Here is a 19,703-nt window from a genome sequence, read left to right on the forward strand (position 1 = left end):
GATATCGAGGAGTTATATGGCCACCCATCTGGTCTGGTTACGCACGGATTTACGCATTCACGATAACCTGGCGCTGGCTGCCGCCTGCCGCGATCCGCAGGCGCAGGTGCTGGCGCTGTATATCGCCACTCCGGGGCAGTGGCGTGAGCATCACCTGGCGCCGCGGCAGGCCGCGTTTATCGCCAGCCATTTGCACAGTCTGCACGCCGCGCTGGCGGAACGGGGCATACCGCTGTGGGTCGAAGAGGCGGACGATTTTACCGCCAGCGTCGAACGGCTGGCCCATTTCTGCCAGCAGCACCAGGTCAGTCACCTGTTCTACAACTATCAGTACGAATTCAATGAACGTCAGCGCGATGCCGCCGTTGAGAACACCTTGCGCGATGTCATTTGCCAGGGCTTTGACGACAGCGTCCTGTTGCCGCCCGGCAGCGTCATGACCGGCGGCGGAGAAATGTATAAAGTTTTCACGCCGTTTAAGAATGCGTTTATTCGCCGTCTGCGGGACGGGCTGCCGGCGTGCGTGGCGGCCCCGAAGCCGCGACAGGCACCTGCCCGCCAGGCGCCGCCGCTGCCTGAGCTCAACTATCCGCAAACGCCGTTCGATGGACTGCTGTTTGCCGCGGATGAAAAAACGGCGCTGGCGCGGCTGCGTGCGTTTTGTCAGCAAGCGGCGGCGGAGTATGAGGAACAGCGTGACTTCCCCGCCGTGGAAGGGACCAGCCGCCTGTCGCCCTGCCTGGCTATCGGGGTACTGTCGCCGCGCCAGTGCCTGCATCGTCTGCTGACGGAACACCCCGCCGCGCTGGACGGTGGGGCAGGCGCAACCTGGCTTAATGAGCTGATCTGGCGCGAGTTTTACCGCCATCTGATGGTCTACTATCCGAAACTCTGTAAAGGACGCCCGTTTATCGCATGGACTGATAAGGTCGCCTGGCGTGAAGATGACGCCGCCCTGCAGGCCTGGCAGCGCGGGGAGACCGGCTTTCCGATAGTCGATGCCGCGATGCGCCAGCTTAACGCCACCGGCTGGATGCATAACCGGTTGCGCATGATTGTCGCCAGCTTCCTGACGAAAGATCTGCGCCTCGACTGGCGGGCAGGGGAGCGCTACTTCATGAGTCAACTGATTGATGGCGACCTGGCGGCGAACAACGGCGGCTGGCAGTGGGCGGCCTCGACAGGCACCGACGCCGCGCCCTATTTCCGCATATTTAACCCCACCACCCAGGGCGAGAAGTTTGATAAGCAGGGGGTGTTTATGCGTCGCTGGCTGCCTGAGCTGGCAAAGGTGCCGGAGAAGGCGCTGCATCAGCCGTGGGCGTGGGCGGATAAACAGGGGATCAAACTGGATTATCCGCGCCCGATAGTCGATCACAAACAGGCGCGGCAGGAGACGCTGGCGGCCTGGGAGGCCGCCAGAAAAGGAATTACTCCACCGCCAGACGGCGGGTCCTGACCTTCAGCGAGTGATACAGCCAGATGACCAGCACCACGCCGACACAGGCCAGCGCGCCCCAGGTGATCTGGCTGAAGACCTTGATGTAGGCGTCAATGGAGTAGTTCACTGCCCCGGCGGCGTCGAAGGACGCCTGCGAGGTCTGGTCGGCGATGACGCCGGCCAGATAGTTGGCGATGGCCCCGGAGAGCAGCATATAGATACCGGTCAGCACCCCGGTGACCCCCGGGATCTCAATGCGGGTGATTTGCGACATGGCGACCGGGTCGATAAACAGTTCGGCAAAACCCATCACCGCCAGCCCCAGCACCATCAGCGGCATGGACGACTGGCCATAGGCCGCGGACCAGCGGGCGCTGAGGGTCAGGATGCAGAACCCGGCGCTCATCAGGCCCAGACCGAGGGCAAATTTCCCCCAGATGCGCACGGTGCGATTGCCACCGACGCTCTCTTTCACCAGCCACGCCAGCACCATCCCGCAGAGCATCACCGCGAAGGCGTTGACCGACTGGAACATGGCGGTAGGGACTTCGTAGCTCATGATATGGCGATTAACGAAGCGGTCAATATACAGGCTGATGGAGCTCCCGCCTTGCTGGGCGAAGGCCCAGAACAGTAGGCTAAACGCGGTGAGGACGACGATCAGGCGCAGATCCTTACGCTGTTTATCGGTTTCAGCGCGCAGGTAGATCCGCGCCAGCACCGCCAGGCCGATAACGGTGGCCACGATCAGGGCATACACCGACCACTCCTGCCAGAACAGCACGGCGATCAGCAGCGGGGCGGTAACCAGCAGCACCAGCAGCCAGCCCCAGTTCGGCAGCAGGAAGCGGCGCGCGCACAGCGCCTGGCGGTTGACGCCGGCGGTATGCTGGAAGTGACGGTTGCCGCAGAGGAAAATCACCAGTCCCGCCACCATGCCGATGGCCGCCAGGGCAAAGCCCATCGCCCAGCTATACTCCTCCTGTACGTAGCCGCAGGCGATAGGCGCGATAATCGAGCCGATATTGCCCGCGGCATACATCAGCGAGAAACCGCCATCGCGACGCGGATCGGCGGGTTCGTAGAGTTCTCCCAGCAGACAGCTGACGTTGGATTTAAACAACCCGTAGCCGCAGACGATGATCGCCAGCGACAGGTAGAGGAAGACCGGAGCGGTTTCGCTGGCCCCGAGCACCAGGTGACCCATCGCCATCAGCAGCGCGCCGAGCATGACCGCCATCCGGTTGCCCAGCAGCTTATCGGCCAGATAACCGCCGAGGATCGGCGTCACATAAACCAGCGAACAGTAGGCGCTGAACAGCGCGTAGGCGTGGTTATCGTCATATTTGAGCTGATTGGTGAGATAGAGGATCAGCAGGGCGCGCATGCCGTAGAAGCTAAAATACTCCCAGATTTGCAGCGCCACGACGTAGTAAATCGCCCGCGGCTGCGATGATGATGTCTTCATGTGAAGTGTGTTTCCTGACGTAAAGCGAAAGTCGATCGTTCTGCATGAATAGCGCTTAATTAGTCATATTCATGGCTTGAGGGGCTTTCTGGTTATTTAATATGCTTTATTAGTGCATAAATATACACGAATGCGCGACGGGGTGGGTAGACAAAATGCGGGATCCGGTAAAAAGTCATGGTCGGTGCCGGTAGTGGACTATCGACGGCCCGAATGGATCTGGTTATGTTATGCCTTTGTATACCCTGATTATCTGCTGGAGTGGCGATGAAAAATAGCGAACTGGAACAACTGATAAACGACAAGCTCAATAGTGCGGCCATCAGTGATTTCGCCCCTAACGGTCTGCAGGTGGAAGGTCGTGACACGGTGCACACGATCGTCACCGGGGTGACGGCCAGCCAGGCGCTGCTGGATGAAGCCGTTCGGCTGCAGGCGGATGCGGTGATCGTCCATCATGGCTATTTCTGGAAAAACGAGTCGCCAGTGATCCGTGGCATGAAGCGCCGCCGCCTGAAAACGCTGCTGGCCAACGATATCAATCTCTACGGCTGGCACCTGCCGCTGGATGCCCATCCGGAGCTGGGCAACAACGCGCAGCTGGCGCATCTGCTGGGGATTAACGTGCTGGGTGAAATCGAACCGCTGGTGCCGTGGGGCGAACTGTCGATGCCGGTTTCCGGCCTCGAACTGGCCTCCTGGATCGAAGCGCGGTTGGGGCGCAAGCCGCTGTGGTGCGGCGATACCGGGCCGGACACCGTCAGCCGCATCGCCTGGTGTACTGGCGGCGGCCAGGGCTTTATTGACGCCGCGGCGCGCTTTGGGGTGGACGCGTTTATCACCGGCGAGGTGTCGGAACAAACCATTCACTCTGCCCGCGAACAGGGGCTGCATTTTTATGCCGCTGGCCACCACGCCACCGAGCGCGGCGGCATTCGCGCCCTCAGCGAATGGCTGACGGAAACGACCGACCTGGATGTCACCTTTATTGATATTCCTAACCCAGCCTGACGGGAGAGAGAAAAGTGCAGCGAGCGCGTTGTTATCTGTTAGGAGAAACGGCCGTCGTGCTGGAGCTGGAGCCGCCGGTCACGCTTGAGAGCCAGCAACGGATCTGGGGATTGGCCCAGCGTCTGTCTCACCACGAAGAGGTGGTTGACGCCATTCCCGGCATGAACAATATCACCGTAGTGCTCCGCCGCCCGCAGGAGATGGCGTGGGAGGCGATAGACCGTCTGCAGCGCTGGTGGGAGGAGAGCCTCGCGCTGGCGCCGGAGTCGAGGTCATTGACCATCCCGGTGGTGTACGGCGGCGAGGCCGGGCCGGATCTCGGGGTGGTGGCGCAGCACAGCGGCCTGAGTGAAAAACAGGTTGTGGAGCTGCATGCCTCGGTGGAATACCTGGTCTGGTTTATTGGTTTTCAGCCGGGATTCCCCTACCTGGGCGGGCTGCCGCCGGCGCTGGCGACCCCACGTCGCGCCGAACCGCGTGTGCGGGTCCCGGCCGGTTCGGTGGGCATCGGCGGCGCGCAAACCGGTATCTATCCGCTGGCGACACCCGGCGGCTGGCAGCTGCTGGGACGGACCGCGTTGACGCTGTTTGACCCGGCGCGTAAGGAGCCTGCGCTGCTGCGCGTGGGCGATAAAATCCGCTTTGTGCCGCAAAAGGAGGGGGTATGTTGACCCTGATCCGCGCCGGTCTGTACACCTCGGTACAGGACGGTGGACGAGAAGGCCTGCGCCAGTCTGGCATCAGTCGCTGCGGCGCCCTGGATTATCCGGCGCTGGTGATTGCCAATCTGCTGGTTGGCAACGAGGCGAACGCTGCCGGGCTGGAGATAACCCTCGGCCAGGTGGAGATTGAATTTGCCCGCAGCGGCTGGTTCGCGCTGACCGGCGCCGCCTGCGAAGCGACGCTGGACGGCAAAGCGGTCTGGGTGGGCTGGCGTACCGCCTACCGGGCCGGGCAGCGGCTGGTGCTGAAAACGCCGCAGCATGGCATCCGCAGCTATCTGGCGGTGGCGGGCGGGATTGCGGTCCCGGTGGTGCTTGGCTCGCGCAGCACGGATCTTAAGGCGGGGATTGGCGGTCTGGAAGGACGCCGCCTGCAGGATGGCGACCAGCTGAAGCTCGGGAAAGCCGCCCGGCGCTTTACCACCTCGCGCGGCGTCAAGCAGCTGCCGCTGGACAATCGCATTCGCGCGCTGCCGGGCCCGGAATATCACGAGTTTGATGCGGCCTCGCAGGCCTCGTTCTGGCGCTCTCCCTGGCAGCTCAGCCCGCAGAGCAACCGCATGGGTTACCGCCTGCAGGGGCAGCCGCTGAAACGGACTACCGATCGCGAAATGCTGTCGCACGGTCTGCTGCCTGGCGTGGTGCAGGTGCCGCACAACGGCCAGCCCATCGTGCTGATGAACGATGCGCAAACCACCGGCGGTTATCCGCGCATCGCCTGCATTATTGAGGCTGATATGTACCAGCTGGCGCAGATCCCGCTGGGGCAGCCGATCCACTTCGTCGCCTGCTCGCTGGAGGAGGCGCTGAAGGCGCGGGCCGATCGTCAGCGTTATCTTGAACAACTGGCCTGGAGACTCCACGATGATGATTGATCTCAATGCCGATCTCGGGGAAGGGGGCGCGAACGATAGCGCGCTGCTCCAGCTGGTGTCCTCGGCGAATATCGCCTGTGGTTTTCACGCCGGCGATGCCCGGCTGATGGTGCAGAGCGTGCGCGAGGCGCTGAAGTACGGCGTGGCGGTGGGCGCCCATCCGGGGTATCCCGACCGGGAAAATTTTGGTCGTACGGCGATGGATCTGCCGCCGGAAACGGTCTATGCCCAGACGCTGTATCAGATTGGCGCCCTGGCGGCGATCGTTCAGGCGCAGGGCGGCGAGCTGCAGCATGTGAAGCCGCACGGCATGCTTTATAACCAGGCGGCCAAATCGCCGCCACTGGCGGATGCCATCGCCCGCGCGGTCCGTGATGTTAACCCGAAGCTGGTGCTGGTGGGGCTGGCGGGCAGCGAACTGATCCGTGCCGGGCAGCACTATGGCCTGACGACGCGCCAGGAGGTGTTTGCCGACCGCGGCTACCTGGCCGACGGTAGCCTGGTGCCGCGTAGCCAGCCCGGCGCGCTGATCGACAGCGAAGAGCAGGCCCTGGCGCAAACCCTCGAGATGGTGCAACACCACCGGGTGCGCAGCATCAGCGGCGAGTGGGCCAACGTGGTGGCGCAGACGGTGTGTCTGCACGGCGATGGCCCGCACGCGCTGGATTTTGCCCGCCGTCTGCGGGCGGCGTTTGCCGGGCGCCATATTCTGGTCAGCGCGCAACTGGACGCTGAAGCGTGACAACCTGAATGACCGGGAAGGAGAGGATGATGGCAGGCGTGTTGTTAACCGGTTTTGAACCCTTTGATGGCGAGACGGTTAACCCTTCATGGGAAGTGGTGAGGCAGCTGAACGGGACGATGATTGCCGGGCAGCAGGTGATCGCCCGTCAGCTCCCCTGTGTGTTTGGCGAGGCGCTGTCGGTGCTCTACGCGGCGATAGAAGACCTGCAGCCGAGGCTGGTCATTGCCGTGGGGCAGGCTGGTGGTCGCGTCGATATCAGCGTTGAACGTGTGGCTATCAACGTCGATGATGCGCGCATTCCCGATAACAACGGCCAGCAGCCTGTCGACACGCCGATCGTCGACGGGGGGCCGGCGGCGTGGTTCAGCACCTTACCGATCAAAGCGATCGTCAGCGCGTTGCGCAATCGCGGGATCCCGGCTTCGGTCTCCCAAACCGCCGGCACCTTCGTCTGCAATCACGTGATGTATGGTTTGCTACATAAGCTGCAGGAGCAGGCTGGCGTCAGGGGCGGCTTTATCCATATTCCATGGCTACCGGCGCAGGCGGCGGCCCATCCCGGCGAGCCGAGTATGGCGACCGCCACCGTGCGGGAGGCGCTGGAAACGACCATTGCCGTGGCGCTGCGCCAGTCGGTGGATAGTAAACTGGGCGGCGGCGCCACCCATTAACAGAAGGATGACAGTATGCCGGAAGGTCCGGAGATCCGCCGCGCGGCGGATAAACTGGAGGCGGCAATCAAAGGCGAACCTTTAACCGACGTCTGGTTTGCCTTTCCCCAGTTGCAACCCTACCAAACCCCGCTGATGGGTCAGCGGGTTACCCATATTGACACCCGGGGGAAAGCCCTGCTGACCCGCTTCTCCGGCGGGTTGACTCTGTACAGCCATAATCAGTTGTACGGTGTCTGGCGCGTGGTCGATGCCGGGGAACAGCCCGCCTCTAACCGGGTGCTGCGCGTCAGGCTGCAGACCGCCCGCAAGGCGATTCTGCTCTACAGCGCGTCGGACATTGAAATGCTCACGGCGGAGCAGGTTGCCCATCACCCGTTTTTACTGCGCGTGGGGCCAGATGTGCTGGATATGACGTTAACCGTGGAGGAGGTGAAAGCGCGGCTGCTGTTGGCCAAATTCCGCCATCGTCAGTTTTCCGGCCTGCTGCTGGATCAGGCTTTTCTGGCCGGGCTCGGTAACTATCTGCGGGTGGAGATCCTCTGGCAGGTGGGATTAAGCGGAAAGCGTAAAGCCGCTGAACTGAGCGATAGTCAGCTGGATGCGCTGGCGCACGCGCTGCTGGATATCCCGCGGCTTTCTTATCGAACCCGCGGCCAGGCGGATGACAACAGGCATCACGGCGCGCTGTTTCGCTTTAAGGTCTTCCATCGTGACGGGGAAAGGTGCGAGCGCTGTGGGGGGGTGATTGAGAAGACGACACTCTCCTCACGGCCGTTTTACTGGTGTCCCGGATGCCAGCATTAAGCCGGCGGTCAGGTAGATAAAAAAAACGCGCCAGTTGGCGCGTTTATTGTTATCCGGTACGGCAAGATTACCGCTTAATGTCAGACTGGTAATCGCGTTTGGTGTAGCCGGTGTACAGCTGACGCGGACGGGCGATCTTCATGCCATCGTTGTGCATTTCGTTCCAGTGCGCAATCCAGCCCACGGTACGCGCCATGGCGAAGATAACGGTAAACATGGAGGACGGAATACCCATCGCTTTCAGGATGATACCGGAATAGAAGTCGACGTTCGGGTAGAGTTTCTTCTCGATGAAATACGGGTCGTTCAGCGCGATATGCTCCAGCTCCATGGCCACCTGCAGCAGGTCGTCTTTAGTGCCCAGCTCTTTCAGCACTTCATGGCAGGTTTCACGCATCACAGTGGCGCGCGGGTCGTAGTTCTTGTAAACACGATGGCCGAAGCCCATCAGGCGGAAAGAGTCATTTTTGTCTTTCGCACGACGGACAAATTCCGGAATGTGTTCAACGGAGCTGATCTCTTCCAGCATTTTCAGCGCCGCTTCGTTGGCGCCGCCGTGTGCCGGTCCCCACAGGGAGGCGATACCGGCTGCGATACAGGCGAACGGGTTAGCGCCGGAGGAGCCGGCGGTACGTACCGTCGAGGTCGACGCGTTCTGCTCGTGATCGGCGTGCAGGATCAGAATACGATCCATCGCGCGTTCAAGCACTGGATTGACTTCATACTCTTCGCACGGTGTGGCGAACATCATGCGCAGGAAGTTGCCGGCGTAGGAGAGGTCGTTGCGCGGATAAACAAACGGCTGGCCGATAGAATACTTGTAACACATGGCTGCCATGGTTGGCATTTTGGACAGCAGACGATAGGCGGCAATCTCGCGGTGACGCGGGTTATTCACGTCGAGGGAGTCATGATAGAACGCCGCCAGGGCGCCAGTGATCCCGCACATCACCGCCATCGGGTGGGAATCGCGACGGAACGCATGGAACAGACGGGTGATCTGCTCATGAATCATGGTGTGGCGGGTGACGGTGGTTTTGAATTCGTCATATTCGGCCTGAGTCGGTTTTTCACCGTACAGCAGAATATAACAAACTTCGAGATAGTTAGATTCGGTCGCTAACTGGTCGATCGGGAAGCCGCGGTGCAGCAGGATCCCCTCGTCACCATCGATAAACGTAATTTTAGATTCACAAGAAGCGGTGGATGTGAAACCTGGGTCAAAAGTAAATACGCCTTTTGAACCAAGACTACGAATATCAATAACATCCTGACCGAGCGTGCCTTTTAGCACATCCAGTTCAATAGCAGTGTCACCACCCAGGGTGATTTTTGCTTTAGCATCAGACATTTATGGTCTCCTTAGCGCCTTTATTGCTTAAGACTGCCGGGTGGTGGATTTGCTTTCGGCCCGCGCCTGCATACGTTACCAGTTTGTTATGTTGCACACAGCTCTGCGTCAGCGAAAAGGGCAGGGTACAGAGCAACGGCGCTTGATGGTACGTCCTTCAGGGCTGCGGTGAAACAACAGCAAATCAGCGTTTTAGCAGTCCGAATATTAAAACCTATATACCACTAATAACTGTCCTGATTACATCGGTCAATACTGACACACTGTTACATAACTTATTCTCAGGTGAAAGAGTGACCCCATAACTTTTGAGCATTATTGCATTTAACTGGTAATGGTTGTAACAAGAATGTTTAATATTTGTCAAATCAGGTGATTAAAAATTAAAAAAATGTTGTTATCGTGACCTTGATCACTGTTCCGGAGAAAACCCAACAAACTATATGTAGGTTAATTGTAATGATTTTGTGAACGGCCTATACTGCGGCCAGGTCTCCGGAACACCCTGCAATCCCGAGCCACCCAGCGTTGTTTAGTGATGTTTTAATGCCTGAAAAGACGTTTTAACATGACTTCTGGTTATAGAAAGGACGCTGTCTGACCCGCAAGCAGACCGGAGGAAGGAAACAATAAGAACAGCATGTGGGCGTTATTCATGGTAAGAAATGTGAAAAAACAAAGACCTGTCAATCTGGATCTACAAACGATACGGTTCCCAATCACGGCGATAGCGTCCATTCTCCATCGCGTTTCCGGTGTCATCACCTTCGTGGCGGTCGGAATTCTGCTTTGGTTGCTGGGCACCAGCCTTTCCTCCCCAGAAGGTTTTCTGACGGCGGCCTCAATCATGGATAGCTTCTTTGTGAAGTTCATCATGTGGGGCATTCTGACCGCGCTGGCCTACCACGTGGTTGTCGGTATCCGCCATCTGCTGATGGACTTTGGCTACCTGGACGAAACCCTCGAAGCAGGGAAACGTTCCGCCAAAATCTCTTTTGTTATTACTGTCGTGCTTTCACTTCTCGCAGGAGTCCTCGTATGGTAAGCAACGCCTCAGCACTGGGACGCAACGGCGTACATGACTTTATTCTGGTCCGTGCTACCGCCATCGTTCTGACCCTCTACATCATCTACATGGTTGGCTTCTTTGCCACCACCGGTGAAATCTCATGGGAAGTGTGGACCGGATTCTTTGCCTCCGGTTTCACTAAAGTCTTCACTCTGCTGGCTCTCGTCTCCATTCTCATCCATGCCTGGATCGGGATGTGGCAGGTGTTAACGGACTACGTTAAACCACTGGCCCTGCGCCTGGTTCTGCAACTGGCTATCGTTGTGGCGCTGGTGGCTTACGTTCTTTATGGATTTGTTGTGGTGTGGGGTGTGTAATGAAATTGCCAGTCAGAGAGTTTGATGCTGTTGTTATCGGTGCCGGCGGCGCAGGCATGCGCGCGGCGCTACAAATTTCCCAGAGCGGACAGACCTGTGCACTGCTCTCCAAAGTGTTCCCTACCCGTTCCCATACCGTTTCCGCGCAGGGTGGTATCACCGTCGCGCTCGGTAACTCCCATGAAGATAACTGGGAATGGCATATGTACGACACCGTAAAAGGGTCGGACTATATTGGCGACCAGGACGCCATCGAATATATGTGTAAGACCGGCCCGGAAGCGATTCTTGAGCTGGAACATATGGGCCTGCCGTTCTCCCGTCTTGATGACGGCCGTATTTATCAGCGCCCGTTCGGCGGCCAGTCGAAAAACTTCGGCGGCGAGCAGGCGGCACGCACCGCGGCGGCGGCTGACCGTACCGGCCACGCGCTGTTGCACACCCTGTATCAGCAGAACCTGAAAAACCACACCACTATCTTCTCCGAATGGTATGCCCTCGATCTGGTGAAAAACCAGGACGGCGCGGTGGTCGGTTGTACCGCCCTGTGCATCGAGACCGGCGAAGTGGTCTACTTTAAAGCCCGCGCCACCGTGCTGGCGACCGGCGGCGCAGGCCGTATCTATCAGTCCACCACCAACGCCCACATCAACACCGGTGACGGCGTCGGGATGGCCATCCGCGCAGGCGTTCCTGTGCAGGATATGGAAATGTGGCAGTTCCACCCGACCGGTATCGCCGGGGCAGGGGTGCTGGTCACCGAAGGTTGCCGCGGCGAAGGCGGTTACCTGCTGAACAAACACGGCGAGCGCTTTATGGAGCGTTATGCGCCGAACGCGAAAGACCTGGCGGGTCGTGACGTGGTGGCGCGTTCCATCATGATCGAAATCCGTGAAGGTCGCGGCTGCGATGGTCCGTGGGGCCCGCATGCGAAACTGAAACTGGATCACCTGGGTAAAGAGGTTCTGGAATCTCGTCTGCCAGGTATCCTTGAGCTCTCCCGTACCTTTGCTCACGTCGATCCGGTGAAAGAGCCGATCCCGGTTATCCCAACCTGCCACTACATGATGGGCGGTATTCCGACCAAAGTCACCGGCCAGGCGCTGACCGTGAATGAGAAGGGCGAAGACGTGGTGATCCCGGGTCTGTTCGCGGTAGGCGAAATTGCCTGTGTATCGGTACACGGCGCCAACCGTCTGGGCGGCAACTCACTGCTGGACCTGGTGGTCTTCGGCCGCGCGGCGGGCCTGCATCTGCAGGAGTCCATCGCCGAGCAGGGCGCCCTGCGCGCAGCCAGCGAATCCGATGTCGAAGCCTCTCTGGACCGTCTCAACCGCTGGAACAACACCCGCTCCGGCGAAGACCCGGTTGCTATCCGCAAAGCGTTGCAGGAATGTATGCAACATAACTTCTCGGTATTCCGTGAAGGCGATGCGATGCACAAGGGCCTGGAGCAGCTGAAAGTGATCCGCGAGCGTCTGAAAAATGCGCGCCTGGACGATACTTCCAGCGAGTTCAACACCCAGCGCGTCGAGTGCCTGGAGCTGGATAACCTGATGGAAACCGCCTATTCAACGGCCGTATCCGCCAACTTCCGTACCGAAAGCCGTGGCGCCCACAGCCGCTTCGACTTCCCGGATCGTGATGATGAAAACTGGCTGTGCCATTCCCTGTATCTGCCAGAGTCGGAATCCATGACGCGTCGTAGCGTCAACATGGAACCGAAACTGCGTCCGGCATTCCCGCCGAAGATTCGTACTTACTAATGCGGAGACAGGAAAATGAAACTCGAGTTTTCAATTTATCGCTATAACCCGGATGTTGACGACGCTCCGCACATGCAGGATTACACCCTCGAAGCGGAAGAAGGTCGCGACATGATGCTGCTGGATGCGCTGATCCAGCTGAAAGAAAAAGATCCGTCGCTGTCGTTCCGCCGCTCCTGCCGTGAAGGGGTTTGCGGTTCCGATGGCCTGAACATGAACGGGAAAAACGGTCTGGCGTGCATCACGCCGATCTCCGCGCTGAATCAGCCGGGCAAGAAGATTGTTATCCGTCCGCTGCCAGGATTACCGGTTATCCGTGATTTGGTGGTAGACATGGGGCAATTCTATGCACAATATGAGAAGATTAAGCCTTACTTGTTGAATAATGGGCAAAATCCTCCGGCTCGCGAGCATCTGCAGATGCCTGAGCAGCGTGAGAAACTCGATGGTCTGTACGAGTGTATTCTGTGCGCATGTTGTTCAACCTCCTGCCCGTCGTTCTGGTGGAACCCGGACAAGTTCATCGGCCCGGCAGGCCTGTTGGCCGCGTATCGCTTCCTGATCGACAGTCGCGATACTGAAACCAGCGAGCGCCTGGACGGCCTGAGCGATGCTTTCAGCGTATTCCGCTGTCACAGCATTATGAACTGCGTCAGTGTGTGTCCTAAAGGGCTTAACCCGACGCGCGCCATCGGCCATATTAAGTCGATGCTGCTGCAGCGCAGCGCGTAAGCAACACGGTCTGTCCCGGATGGCGCTTGCGCTTATCCGGGCTACCAAAGCAGTAGCCCCGGCAAGCGTTAGCGCTGCCGGGGGACAGATAGCAGGAAATCTTTAAAAACCGCCAAATATGTACCAGTAATCGAGGCGTTCAGTGCGAGGTAAGGCGGCAACTGAGCGCATCCCCGGGAGCATAGTGAACTATGTGACCGGGGTAAGCGAAGGCAGCCAACGCAACCGCAGCCTGAACGCTGAAGATTAATGGCAGTTTTTAAAGGTTCCTTAGCGGATCGAAACCACAACTCGTCCGCAAAAAGTGAACCCCGGCACGTGCACTCGGTGTGCGTGGTAGTTTCTACGGCGAAATAAGCATAAAAATGCTTAAGGGATCACGATGCAGAACGGCGCAATGAAAGCCTGGCTGGACTCTTCTTTCCTCTCTGGTTCGAACCAGAGCTGGATAGAACAGCTCTATGAAGACTTCTTAACCGATCCTGACTCTGTTGACGCCAACTGGCGTTCGATGTTCCAGCAGTTACCTGGCACCGGAGTTAAACCGGATCAATTCCATTCCAAAACACGTGATTATTTCCGTCGACTGGCGAAGGATGCCTCACGTTACACTTCTTCGATTTCCGACCCTGACACCAATGTGAAGCAGGTTAAAGTCCTGCAGCTCATCAACGCATACCGTTTCCGTGGCCACCAGCATGCGAATCTCGATCCGCTGGGGTTGTGGAAGCAAGAGAGAGTGGCGGATCTTGATCCGGCCTACCACGATCTGACCGAGGCCGATTTCCAGGATAGCTATAACGTAGGTTCATTTGCCATCGGTAAAGACACGATGAAGCTGGGCGAGCTGATTGCCGCTCTCAAGCAAACCTACTGCGGCTCCATCGGCGCGGAATACATGCATATCACCTCTACTGAGGAAAAACGCTGGATCCAGCAGCGTATTGAATCGGTAGCGGGTAAAGCGAGCTTCACTGCGGCAGAGAAAAAACGCTTCCTCAGTGAACTGACCGCTGCAGAAGGGCTGGAACGCTACCTCGGCGCCAAATTCCCGGGGGCGAAACGCTTCTCGCTGGAAGGTGGTGATGCCCTGATCCCGATGCTCAAAGAGATGATCCGCCATGCAGGCAAAAGCGGCACCCGCGAAGTGGTGCTGGGCATGGCGCACCGCGGCCGTCTGAACGTGCTGGTCAACGTGCTGGGTAAAAAACCGCAGGACCTGTTCGACGAGTTCGCGGGCAAACATAAAGAACACCTCGGCACCGGCGATGTGAAGTACCACATGGGCTTCTCTTCCGATATGGAAACCGAAGGCGGTCTGGTTCACCTGGCGCTGGCGTTTAACCCGTCGCACCTGGAGATCGTCAGCCCGGTGGTTATCGGTTCCGTACGCGCCCGTCTGGATCGTCTGGACGAGCCAAGCAGCAACAAAGTTCTGCCTATTACTATTCACGGCGACGCCGCCGTTACCGGCCAGGGCGTGGTTCAGGAAACCCTGAACATGTCGAAAGCCCGCGGTTACGAAGTCGGCGGTACCGTGCGCATCGTTATCAACAACCAGGTTGGCTTTACCACCTCCAACCCGCTGGATGCGCGTTCTACGCCATACTGTACCGATATCGGTAAGATGGTTCAGGCGCCGATTTTCCACGTTAACGCGGATGACCCGGAAGCCGTTGCTTTCGTTACCCGCCTGGCGCTGGATTTCCGTAATACCTTCAAACGCGATGTCTTCATCGACCTGGTGTGCTACCGCCGTCACGGCCACAACGAAGCCGACGAGCCGAGCGCTACCCAGCCGCTGATGTACCAGAAAATCAAAAAGCATCCGACCCCGCGCAAAATCTATGCTGACAAGCTGGAGCAGGACAAAGTCGCGACGCTGGAAGACGCGACCGAGCAGGTTAACCTTTACCGCGATGCGCTGGATGCTGGCGAGTGCGTGGTGGAGGAGTGGCGTCCGATGAATATGCACTCCTTTACCTGGTCTCCCTACCTTAACCACGAGTGGGATGAGAGCTATCCGGATAAAGTGGAGCCAAAACGTCTGCAAGAGCTGGCCAAACGCATCAGTACGGTGCCGGAAGGTATCGAAATGCAGTCTCGTGTGGCGAAAATCTACGGCGATCGCCAGCTGATGGCCGCCGGTGAGAAGATGTTCGATTGGGGCGGTGCCGAAAACCTGGCTTACGCCACTCTGGTTGACGAAGGCATTCCGGTGCGTCTGTCCGGTGAAGACTCCGGTCGCGGCACCTTCTTCCACCGTCATGCGGTTATTCATAACCAGAGCAACGGTTCTACCTATACCCCGCTGCAGCATGTGCACAACGGCCAGGGCCAGTTCCGCGTCTGGGACTCGGTGCTGTCTGAAGAAGCCGTCCTGGCGTTCGAGTACGGTTACGCCACCGCAGAGCCGCGTACGCTGACCATCTGGGAAGCGCAGTTCGGCGACTTCGCCAACGGCGCGCAGGTGGTCATTGATCAGTTCATCTCCTCTGGCGAACAGAAATGGGGCCGGATGTGCGGTCTGGTGATGCTGCTGCCGCACGGCTACGAAGGGCAGGGTCCGGAGCACTCCTCCGCGCGTCTGGAACGTTATCTGCAGCTGTGCGCTGAGCAGAACATGCAGGTTTGCGTCCCGTCCACCCCGGCACAGGTTTACCATATGCTACGTCGTCAGGCGCTGCGCGGTATGCGCCGTCCGCTGGTGGTGATGTCGCCGAAGTCTCTGCTGCGCCACCCGCTGGCGGTCTCCAGCATGGACGAACTGGCGAACGGCACCTTTATGCCGGCCATCGGCGAAATCGACGATCTCGATCCGCAAGCCGTGAAGCGCGTCGTACTGTGCTCTGGTAAGGTTTACTATGACCTGCTGGAACAGCGTCGCAAAAACGAGCAAAAAGATGTCGCCATCGTGCGTATCGAACAGCTCTACCCGTTCCCGCATCAGGCGGTGCAGGAAGCGCTGAAAGCTTACTCGCACGTACACGATTTTGTCTGGTGCCAGGAAGAGCCGCTCAACCAGGGCGCATGGTACTGCAGCCAGCACCACCTTCGTGAAGTAGTTCCATTTGGGGCCTCTCTGCGTTATGCAGGCCGCCCGGCCTCCGCCTCTCCGGCGGTAGGGTACATGTCCGTTCACCAGAAACAGCAACAAGATCTGGTCAATGACGCGCTGAACGTCGATTAATTAAAGGATACACAATGAGTAGCGTAGATATTCTGGTTCCCGACCTGCCTGAGTCCGTAGCTGACGCAACCGTCGCCACCTGGCATAAAAAACCGGGCGACGCGGTCGTCCGTGACGAAGTTCTGGTCGAAATCGAAACTGACAAAGTGGTACTGGAAGTACCGGCATCAGCGGACGGCATTCTGGATGCAGTGCTGGAAGATGAGGGCGCTACCGTCCTGTCTCGCCAGATCCTTGGCCGCCTGCGTGAAGGCAACAGCGCAGGTAAAGAAACCAGCGAAAAAGCGGATGCGAAAGCGTCCACCCCGGCGCAGCGCCAGCAGGCCTCTCTGGAAGAGCAGAACAATGACGCGCTCAGCCCGGCGATCCGTCGCCTGCTGGCGGAGCACAACCTCGATGCCGCTGCCATCAAAGGCACCGGCGTGGGTGGCCGTCTGACTCGTGAAGACGTCGAGAAGCATCTGGCGAAAGCCCCGGCGGCGGCTGAAGCCAAAGCGCCAGCGGCTACCGCGGCAGCAGCACCAGCGCCGCAGCTGGGTCACCGTTCAGAAAAACGCGTCCCGATGACCCGTCTGCGTAAACGCGTGGCCGAGCGTCTGCTGGAAGCGAAAAATTCCACCGCCATGCTGACGACCTTTAACGAAGTCAACATGAAGCCGATTATGGATCTGCGTAAGCAGTACGGCGATGCCTTCGAAAAACGTCACGGTATCCGTCTGGGCTTCATGTCCTTCTACGTGAAAGCGGTGGTTGAAGCGCTGAAACGCTACCCGGAAGTGAACGCTTCCATCGACGGCGACGACGTGGTTTACCACAACTACTTCGACGTCAGCATGGCAGTGTCCACTCCGCGCGGCCTGGTAACCCCGGTTCTGCGTGACGTTGACCTGCTGGGCATGGCGGACATCGAAAAGAATATCAAAGAGCTGGCAGTGAAAGGCCGTGACGGCAAGCTGACCGTAGATGACCTGACCGGCGGTAACTTCACCATTACCAACGGCGGCGTTTTCGGTTCCCTGATGTCCACGCCGATCATCAACCCACCGCAGAGCGCCATTCTGGGTATGCATGCCATTAAAGACCGTCCGATGGCGGTGAATGGCAAGGTAGAGATCCTGCCGATGATGTACCTGGCGCTCTCCTACGACCACCGTCTGATCGATGGGCGTGAATCGGTTGGCTTCCTGGTGGCGATTAAAGAGCTGCTGGAAGATCCGACTCGTCTGCTGCTGGACGTGTAGTCAGTAAGAGTATGACTTACCGTAGGCCGGATAAGGCATTTATGCCGCCATCCGGCGTTGATGAGATGCCTGATGGCGACGCTAGCGCGTCTTATCAGGCCTACAGGTTTAAAGATAATTACACCCTGAAGGATGGACTGAACACATGAACTTACATGAATATCAGGCAAAACAACTTTTTGCCCGCTATGGCTTACCGGCGCCGGTGGGTTATGCCTGTACTACTCCGCGTGAAGCAGAAGAAGCCGCTTCAAAAATCGGTGCGGGTCCGTGGGTAGTGAAATGTCAGGTTCACGCTGGTGGCCGCGGTAAAGCGGGCGGTGTGAAAGTAGTTAAGAGCAAAGAAGAGATCCGCGCATTTGCTGAGCACTGGCTGGGCAAACGCCTGGTGACCTACCAAACAGATGCCAACGGCCAGCCGGTCAACCAGATTCTGGTTGAAGCGGCGACCGATATCGATAAAGAACTGTACCTCGGCGCGGTCGTTGACCGTAGCTCCCGTCGTGTGGTGTTCATGGCGTCTACCGAAGGCGGTGTGGAAATCGAAAAAGTCGCGGAAGAAACCCCGCATCTGATCCACAAAATCGCTATCGATCCGCTGGCGGGCCCGATGCCTTACCAGGGGCGTGAGCTGGCGTTCAAACTGGGTCTGGAAGGTAAACAGGTTCAGCAGTTCACCAAGATTTTCATGGGGCTGGCGACCATTTTCCTTGAGCGCGACCTGGCGCTGATCGAAATCAACCCGCTGGTTATCACTAAGCAGGGCGACCTGATCTGCCTCGACGGCAAACTGGGCGCTGACGGCAACGCACTGTTCCGCCAGCCGGATCTGCGCGAAATGCGCGACCAGTCTCAGGAAGACCCGCGTGAAGCGCAGGCGGCGCAGTGGGAACTGAACTATGTGGCACTGGATGGCAACATCGGCTGCATGGTTAACGGCGCAGGCCTGGCGATGGGCACCATGGACATCGTTAAGCTGCACGGCGGCGAACCGGCTAACTTCCTCGACGTAGGTGGCGGCGCGACCAAAGAGCGCGTGACCGAAGCGTTCAAAATCATCCTTTCTGATGACAATGTGAAAGCGGTGCTGGTTAACATCTTCGGCGGCATCGTACGTTGCGACCTGATCGCTGACGGCATCATCGGTGCGGTAGCGGAAGTTGGGGTTAACGTTCCGGTCGTCGTACGTCTGGAAGGTAACAACGCCGAACTGGGCGCGAAAAAACTGGCTGACAGCGGCCTGAATATTATTGCAGCGAAAAGTCTGACGGACGCAGCACAGCAGGTTGTTGCCGCAGTGGAGGGGAAATAATGTCAGTTTTAATTAATAAAGATACCAAGGTTATCTGCCAGGGCTTCACCGGTAGCCAGGGGACCTTCCACTCTGAACAAGCGATCGCTTACGGTACGCAAATGGTTGGCGGCGTAACGCCAGGCAAAGGCGGCACCACCCACCTGGGCCTGCCGGTATTTAACACCGTGCGCGAAGCTGTTGAAGCGACCGGCGCGACCGCGACCGTTATCTACGTTCCGGCACCGTTCTGCAAAGACTCCATTCTGGAAGCGATTGATGCGGGCATTAAGCTGATTATCACCATCACCGAAGGTATCCCGACGCTGGATATGCTGACCGTGAAAGTGAAGCTGGACGAAGCGGGCGTACGCATGATTGGCCCGAACTGCCCAGGCGTTATCACCCCGGGCGAGTGCAAAATCGGCATCATGCCTGGCCACATTCACAAGCCGGGTAAAGTGGGCATCGTTTCCCGTTCCGGTACCCTGACTTATGAAGCGGTTAAGCAGACGACCGACTATGGTTTCGGCCAGTCTACCTGCGTCGGTATCGGCGGCGACCCGATCCCGGGCTCCAACTTCATCGATATCCTGAAGCTGTTCCAGGAAGATCCGCAGACCGAAGCGATCGTGATGATCGGTGAGATCGGCGGCAGCGCGGAAGAAGAAGCGGCAGCCTACATCAAAGAGCACGTGACCAAGCCGGTTGTCGGCTACATCGCGGGCGTTACCGCGCCGAAAGGCAAGCGTATGGGCCACGCTGGCGCCATCATCGCTGGTGGTAAAGGCACTGCTGATGAGAAATTTGCCGCTCTGGAAGCTGCCGGTGTGAAAACCGTTCGCAGCCTCGCTGATATCGGCGAAGCGCTGAAAGCTATCATCAAGTAAACCCTCTCTGCTTCTCCGCAAGCAGAAATCTGTCCGATTTCGACATGGTTGGCCACCGTCAGGTGGCCTTTTTTATGGGCGTTATCCATCTCGCCAGAACATCCGCTGAACCGGCG

The 19,703-nt window shown here is 58.4% G+C and carries 17 protein-coding genes; 15 read left to right on the forward strand and 2 right to left on the reverse strand.

The annotated features are described in order from the left end of the window. Nucleotides 1-16 precede the first annotated feature (16 nt). Nucleotides 17-1,459 carry a deoxyribodipyrimidine photo-lyase gene (gene phrB, locus CWM54_RS16560; protein WP_100697830.1) on the forward strand — a complete coding sequence of 481 codons (1,443 nt, stop codon included), beginning with the start codon at nt 17-19 and terminating at the stop codon, nt 1,457-1,459. On the opposite strand, the gene CWM54_RS16565 is transcribed toward phrB, so the two are convergent. Continuing rightward, nucleotides 1,431-2,909: an MFS transporter gene (locus CWM54_RS16565; RefSeq protein ID WP_100681474.1), complete on the reverse strand. Its 1,479-nt coding sequence runs from the start codon at nt 2,907-2,909 to the stop codon at nt 1,431-1,433. The genes phrB and CWM54_RS16565 overlap by 29 nt on opposite strands. Nucleotides 2,910-3,176: 267 nt before the next feature. On the opposite strand from CWM54_RS16565, the gene CWM54_RS16570 reads away from it, so the two are divergent. The 6 genes from CWM54_RS16570 to nei are packed head-to-tail and all read left to right on the forward strand — an operon-like array spanning nt 3,177 to nt 7,740. Further along, entirely contained in the window at nt 3,177-3,920 is a 744-nt protein-coding gene (locus tag CWM54_RS16570; protein WP_100681475.1) for a type 2 GTP cyclohydrolase I, read from the forward strand. 14 nt (nt 3,921-3,934) lie between these two features. Then, nucleotides 3,935-4,591 carry a 5-oxoprolinase subunit PxpB gene (gene pxpB / locus CWM54_RS16575; protein ID WP_061155320.1) on the forward strand — a complete coding sequence of 219 codons (657 nt, stop codon included), beginning with the start codon at nt 3,935-3,937 and terminating at the stop codon, nt 4,589-4,591. Beyond that, complete coding sequence (pxpC, locus tag CWM54_RS16580) at nt 4,585-5,517, forward strand: 5-oxoprolinase subunit PxpC (RefSeq protein ID WP_061155319.1); 933 nt, start codon at nt 4,585-4,587, stop codon at nt 5,515-5,517. Before pxpB ends, pxpC begins: the two co-directional genes overlap by 7 nt. Then, nucleotides 5,507-6,259 carry a 5-oxoprolinase subunit PxpA gene (gene pxpA / locus CWM54_RS16585; RefSeq protein ID WP_100681476.1) on the forward strand — a complete coding sequence of 251 codons (753 nt, stop codon included), beginning with the start codon at nt 5,507-5,509 and terminating at the stop codon, nt 6,257-6,259. The genes pxpC and pxpA overlap by 11 nt, the downstream gene beginning before the upstream one ends. 29 nt (nt 6,260-6,288) lie before the next feature. Next, nucleotides 6,289-6,933, forward strand: coding sequence for a pyroglutamyl-peptidase I (pcp, locus tag CWM54_RS16590; RefSeq protein ID WP_100681477.1), 645 nt, complete (start codon nt 6,289-6,291; stop codon nt 6,931-6,933). 15 nt (nt 6,934-6,948) lie between these two features. Then, the gene (gene nei / locus CWM54_RS16595; RefSeq protein WP_100697832.1) at nt 6,949-7,740 is read left to right on the forward strand and encodes an endonuclease VIII; all 792 of its coding nucleotides are present in this window, start codon (nt 6,949-6,951) and stop codon (nt 7,738-7,740) included. A 67-nt stretch (nt 7,741-7,807) separates the two neighbouring features. On the opposite strand, the gene gltA is transcribed toward nei, so the two are convergent. Beyond that, nucleotides 7,808-9,091 (reverse strand): citrate synthase, encoded by a 1,284-nt coding sequence (gene gltA, locus CWM54_RS16600; protein WP_061155315.1) that lies wholly within the window; start codon nt 9,089-9,091, stop codon nt 7,808-7,810. A 640-nt stretch (nt 9,092-9,731) separates the two neighbouring features. Between gltA and sdhC the strand changes: the two genes are divergently transcribed. The 8 genes from sdhC to sucD all read left to right on the forward strand — a co-directional run bounded on the left by sdhC (nt 9,732) and on the right by sucD (nt 19,587). Beyond that, on the forward strand, nt 9,732-10,136 hold the full coding sequence (gene sdhC, locus CWM54_RS16615; RefSeq protein ID WP_061155314.1) for a succinate dehydrogenase cytochrome b556 subunit: 405 nt from the start codon (nt 9,732-9,734) through the stop codon (nt 10,134-10,136). Further along, on the forward strand, nt 10,130-10,477 hold the full coding sequence (sdhD, locus tag CWM54_RS16620) for a succinate dehydrogenase membrane anchor subunit (protein WP_002894949.1): 348 nt from the start codon (nt 10,130-10,132) through the stop codon (nt 10,475-10,477). The genes sdhC and sdhD overlap by 7 nt, the downstream gene beginning before the upstream one ends. Then, nucleotides 10,477-12,243, forward strand: a complete 1,767-nt coding sequence (gene sdhA, locus CWM54_RS16625; protein ID WP_061155313.1) for a succinate dehydrogenase flavoprotein subunit — start codon at nt 10,477-10,479, stop codon at nt 12,241-12,243. The genes sdhD and sdhA overlap by 1 nt, the downstream gene beginning before the upstream one ends. Before the next feature lie 15 nt (nt 12,244-12,258). Next, entirely contained in the window at nt 12,259-12,975 is a 717-nt protein-coding gene (gene sdhB, locus CWM54_RS16630; RefSeq protein WP_002894954.1) for a succinate dehydrogenase iron-sulfur subunit SdhB, read from the forward strand. Nucleotides 12,976-13,357: 382 nt separating this feature from the next. Continuing rightward, entirely contained in the window at nt 13,358-16,165 is a 2,808-nt protein-coding gene (sucA, locus tag CWM54_RS16635) for a 2-oxoglutarate dehydrogenase E1 component (protein ID WP_061155312.1), read from the forward strand. Between the two features lie 14 nt (nt 16,166-16,179). Beyond that, entirely contained in the window at nt 16,180-17,406 is a 1,227-nt protein-coding gene (odhB, locus tag CWM54_RS16640; protein WP_061155311.1) for a 2-oxoglutarate dehydrogenase complex dihydrolipoyllysine-residue succinyltransferase, read from the forward strand. 145 nt (nt 17,407-17,551) lie between these two features. Next, entirely contained in the window at nt 17,552-18,718 is a 1,167-nt protein-coding gene (gene sucC, locus CWM54_RS16645; protein WP_002895039.1) for an ADP-forming succinate--CoA ligase subunit beta, read from the forward strand. Continuing rightward, complete coding sequence (sucD, locus tag CWM54_RS16650; protein ID WP_004885990.1) at nt 18,718-19,587, forward strand: succinate--CoA ligase subunit alpha; 870 nt, start codon at nt 18,718-18,720, stop codon at nt 19,585-19,587. The genes sucC and sucD overlap by 1 nt, the downstream gene beginning before the upstream one ends. Nucleotides 19,588-19,703 lie beyond the last annotated feature (116 nt).

This window comes from Klebsiella sp. D-Nf1, assembly GCF_002810515.1.
In the GTDB taxonomy this organism is placed as follows: domain Bacteria; phylum Pseudomonadota; class Gammaproteobacteria; order Enterobacterales; family Enterobacteriaceae; genus Klebsiella; species Klebsiella variicola.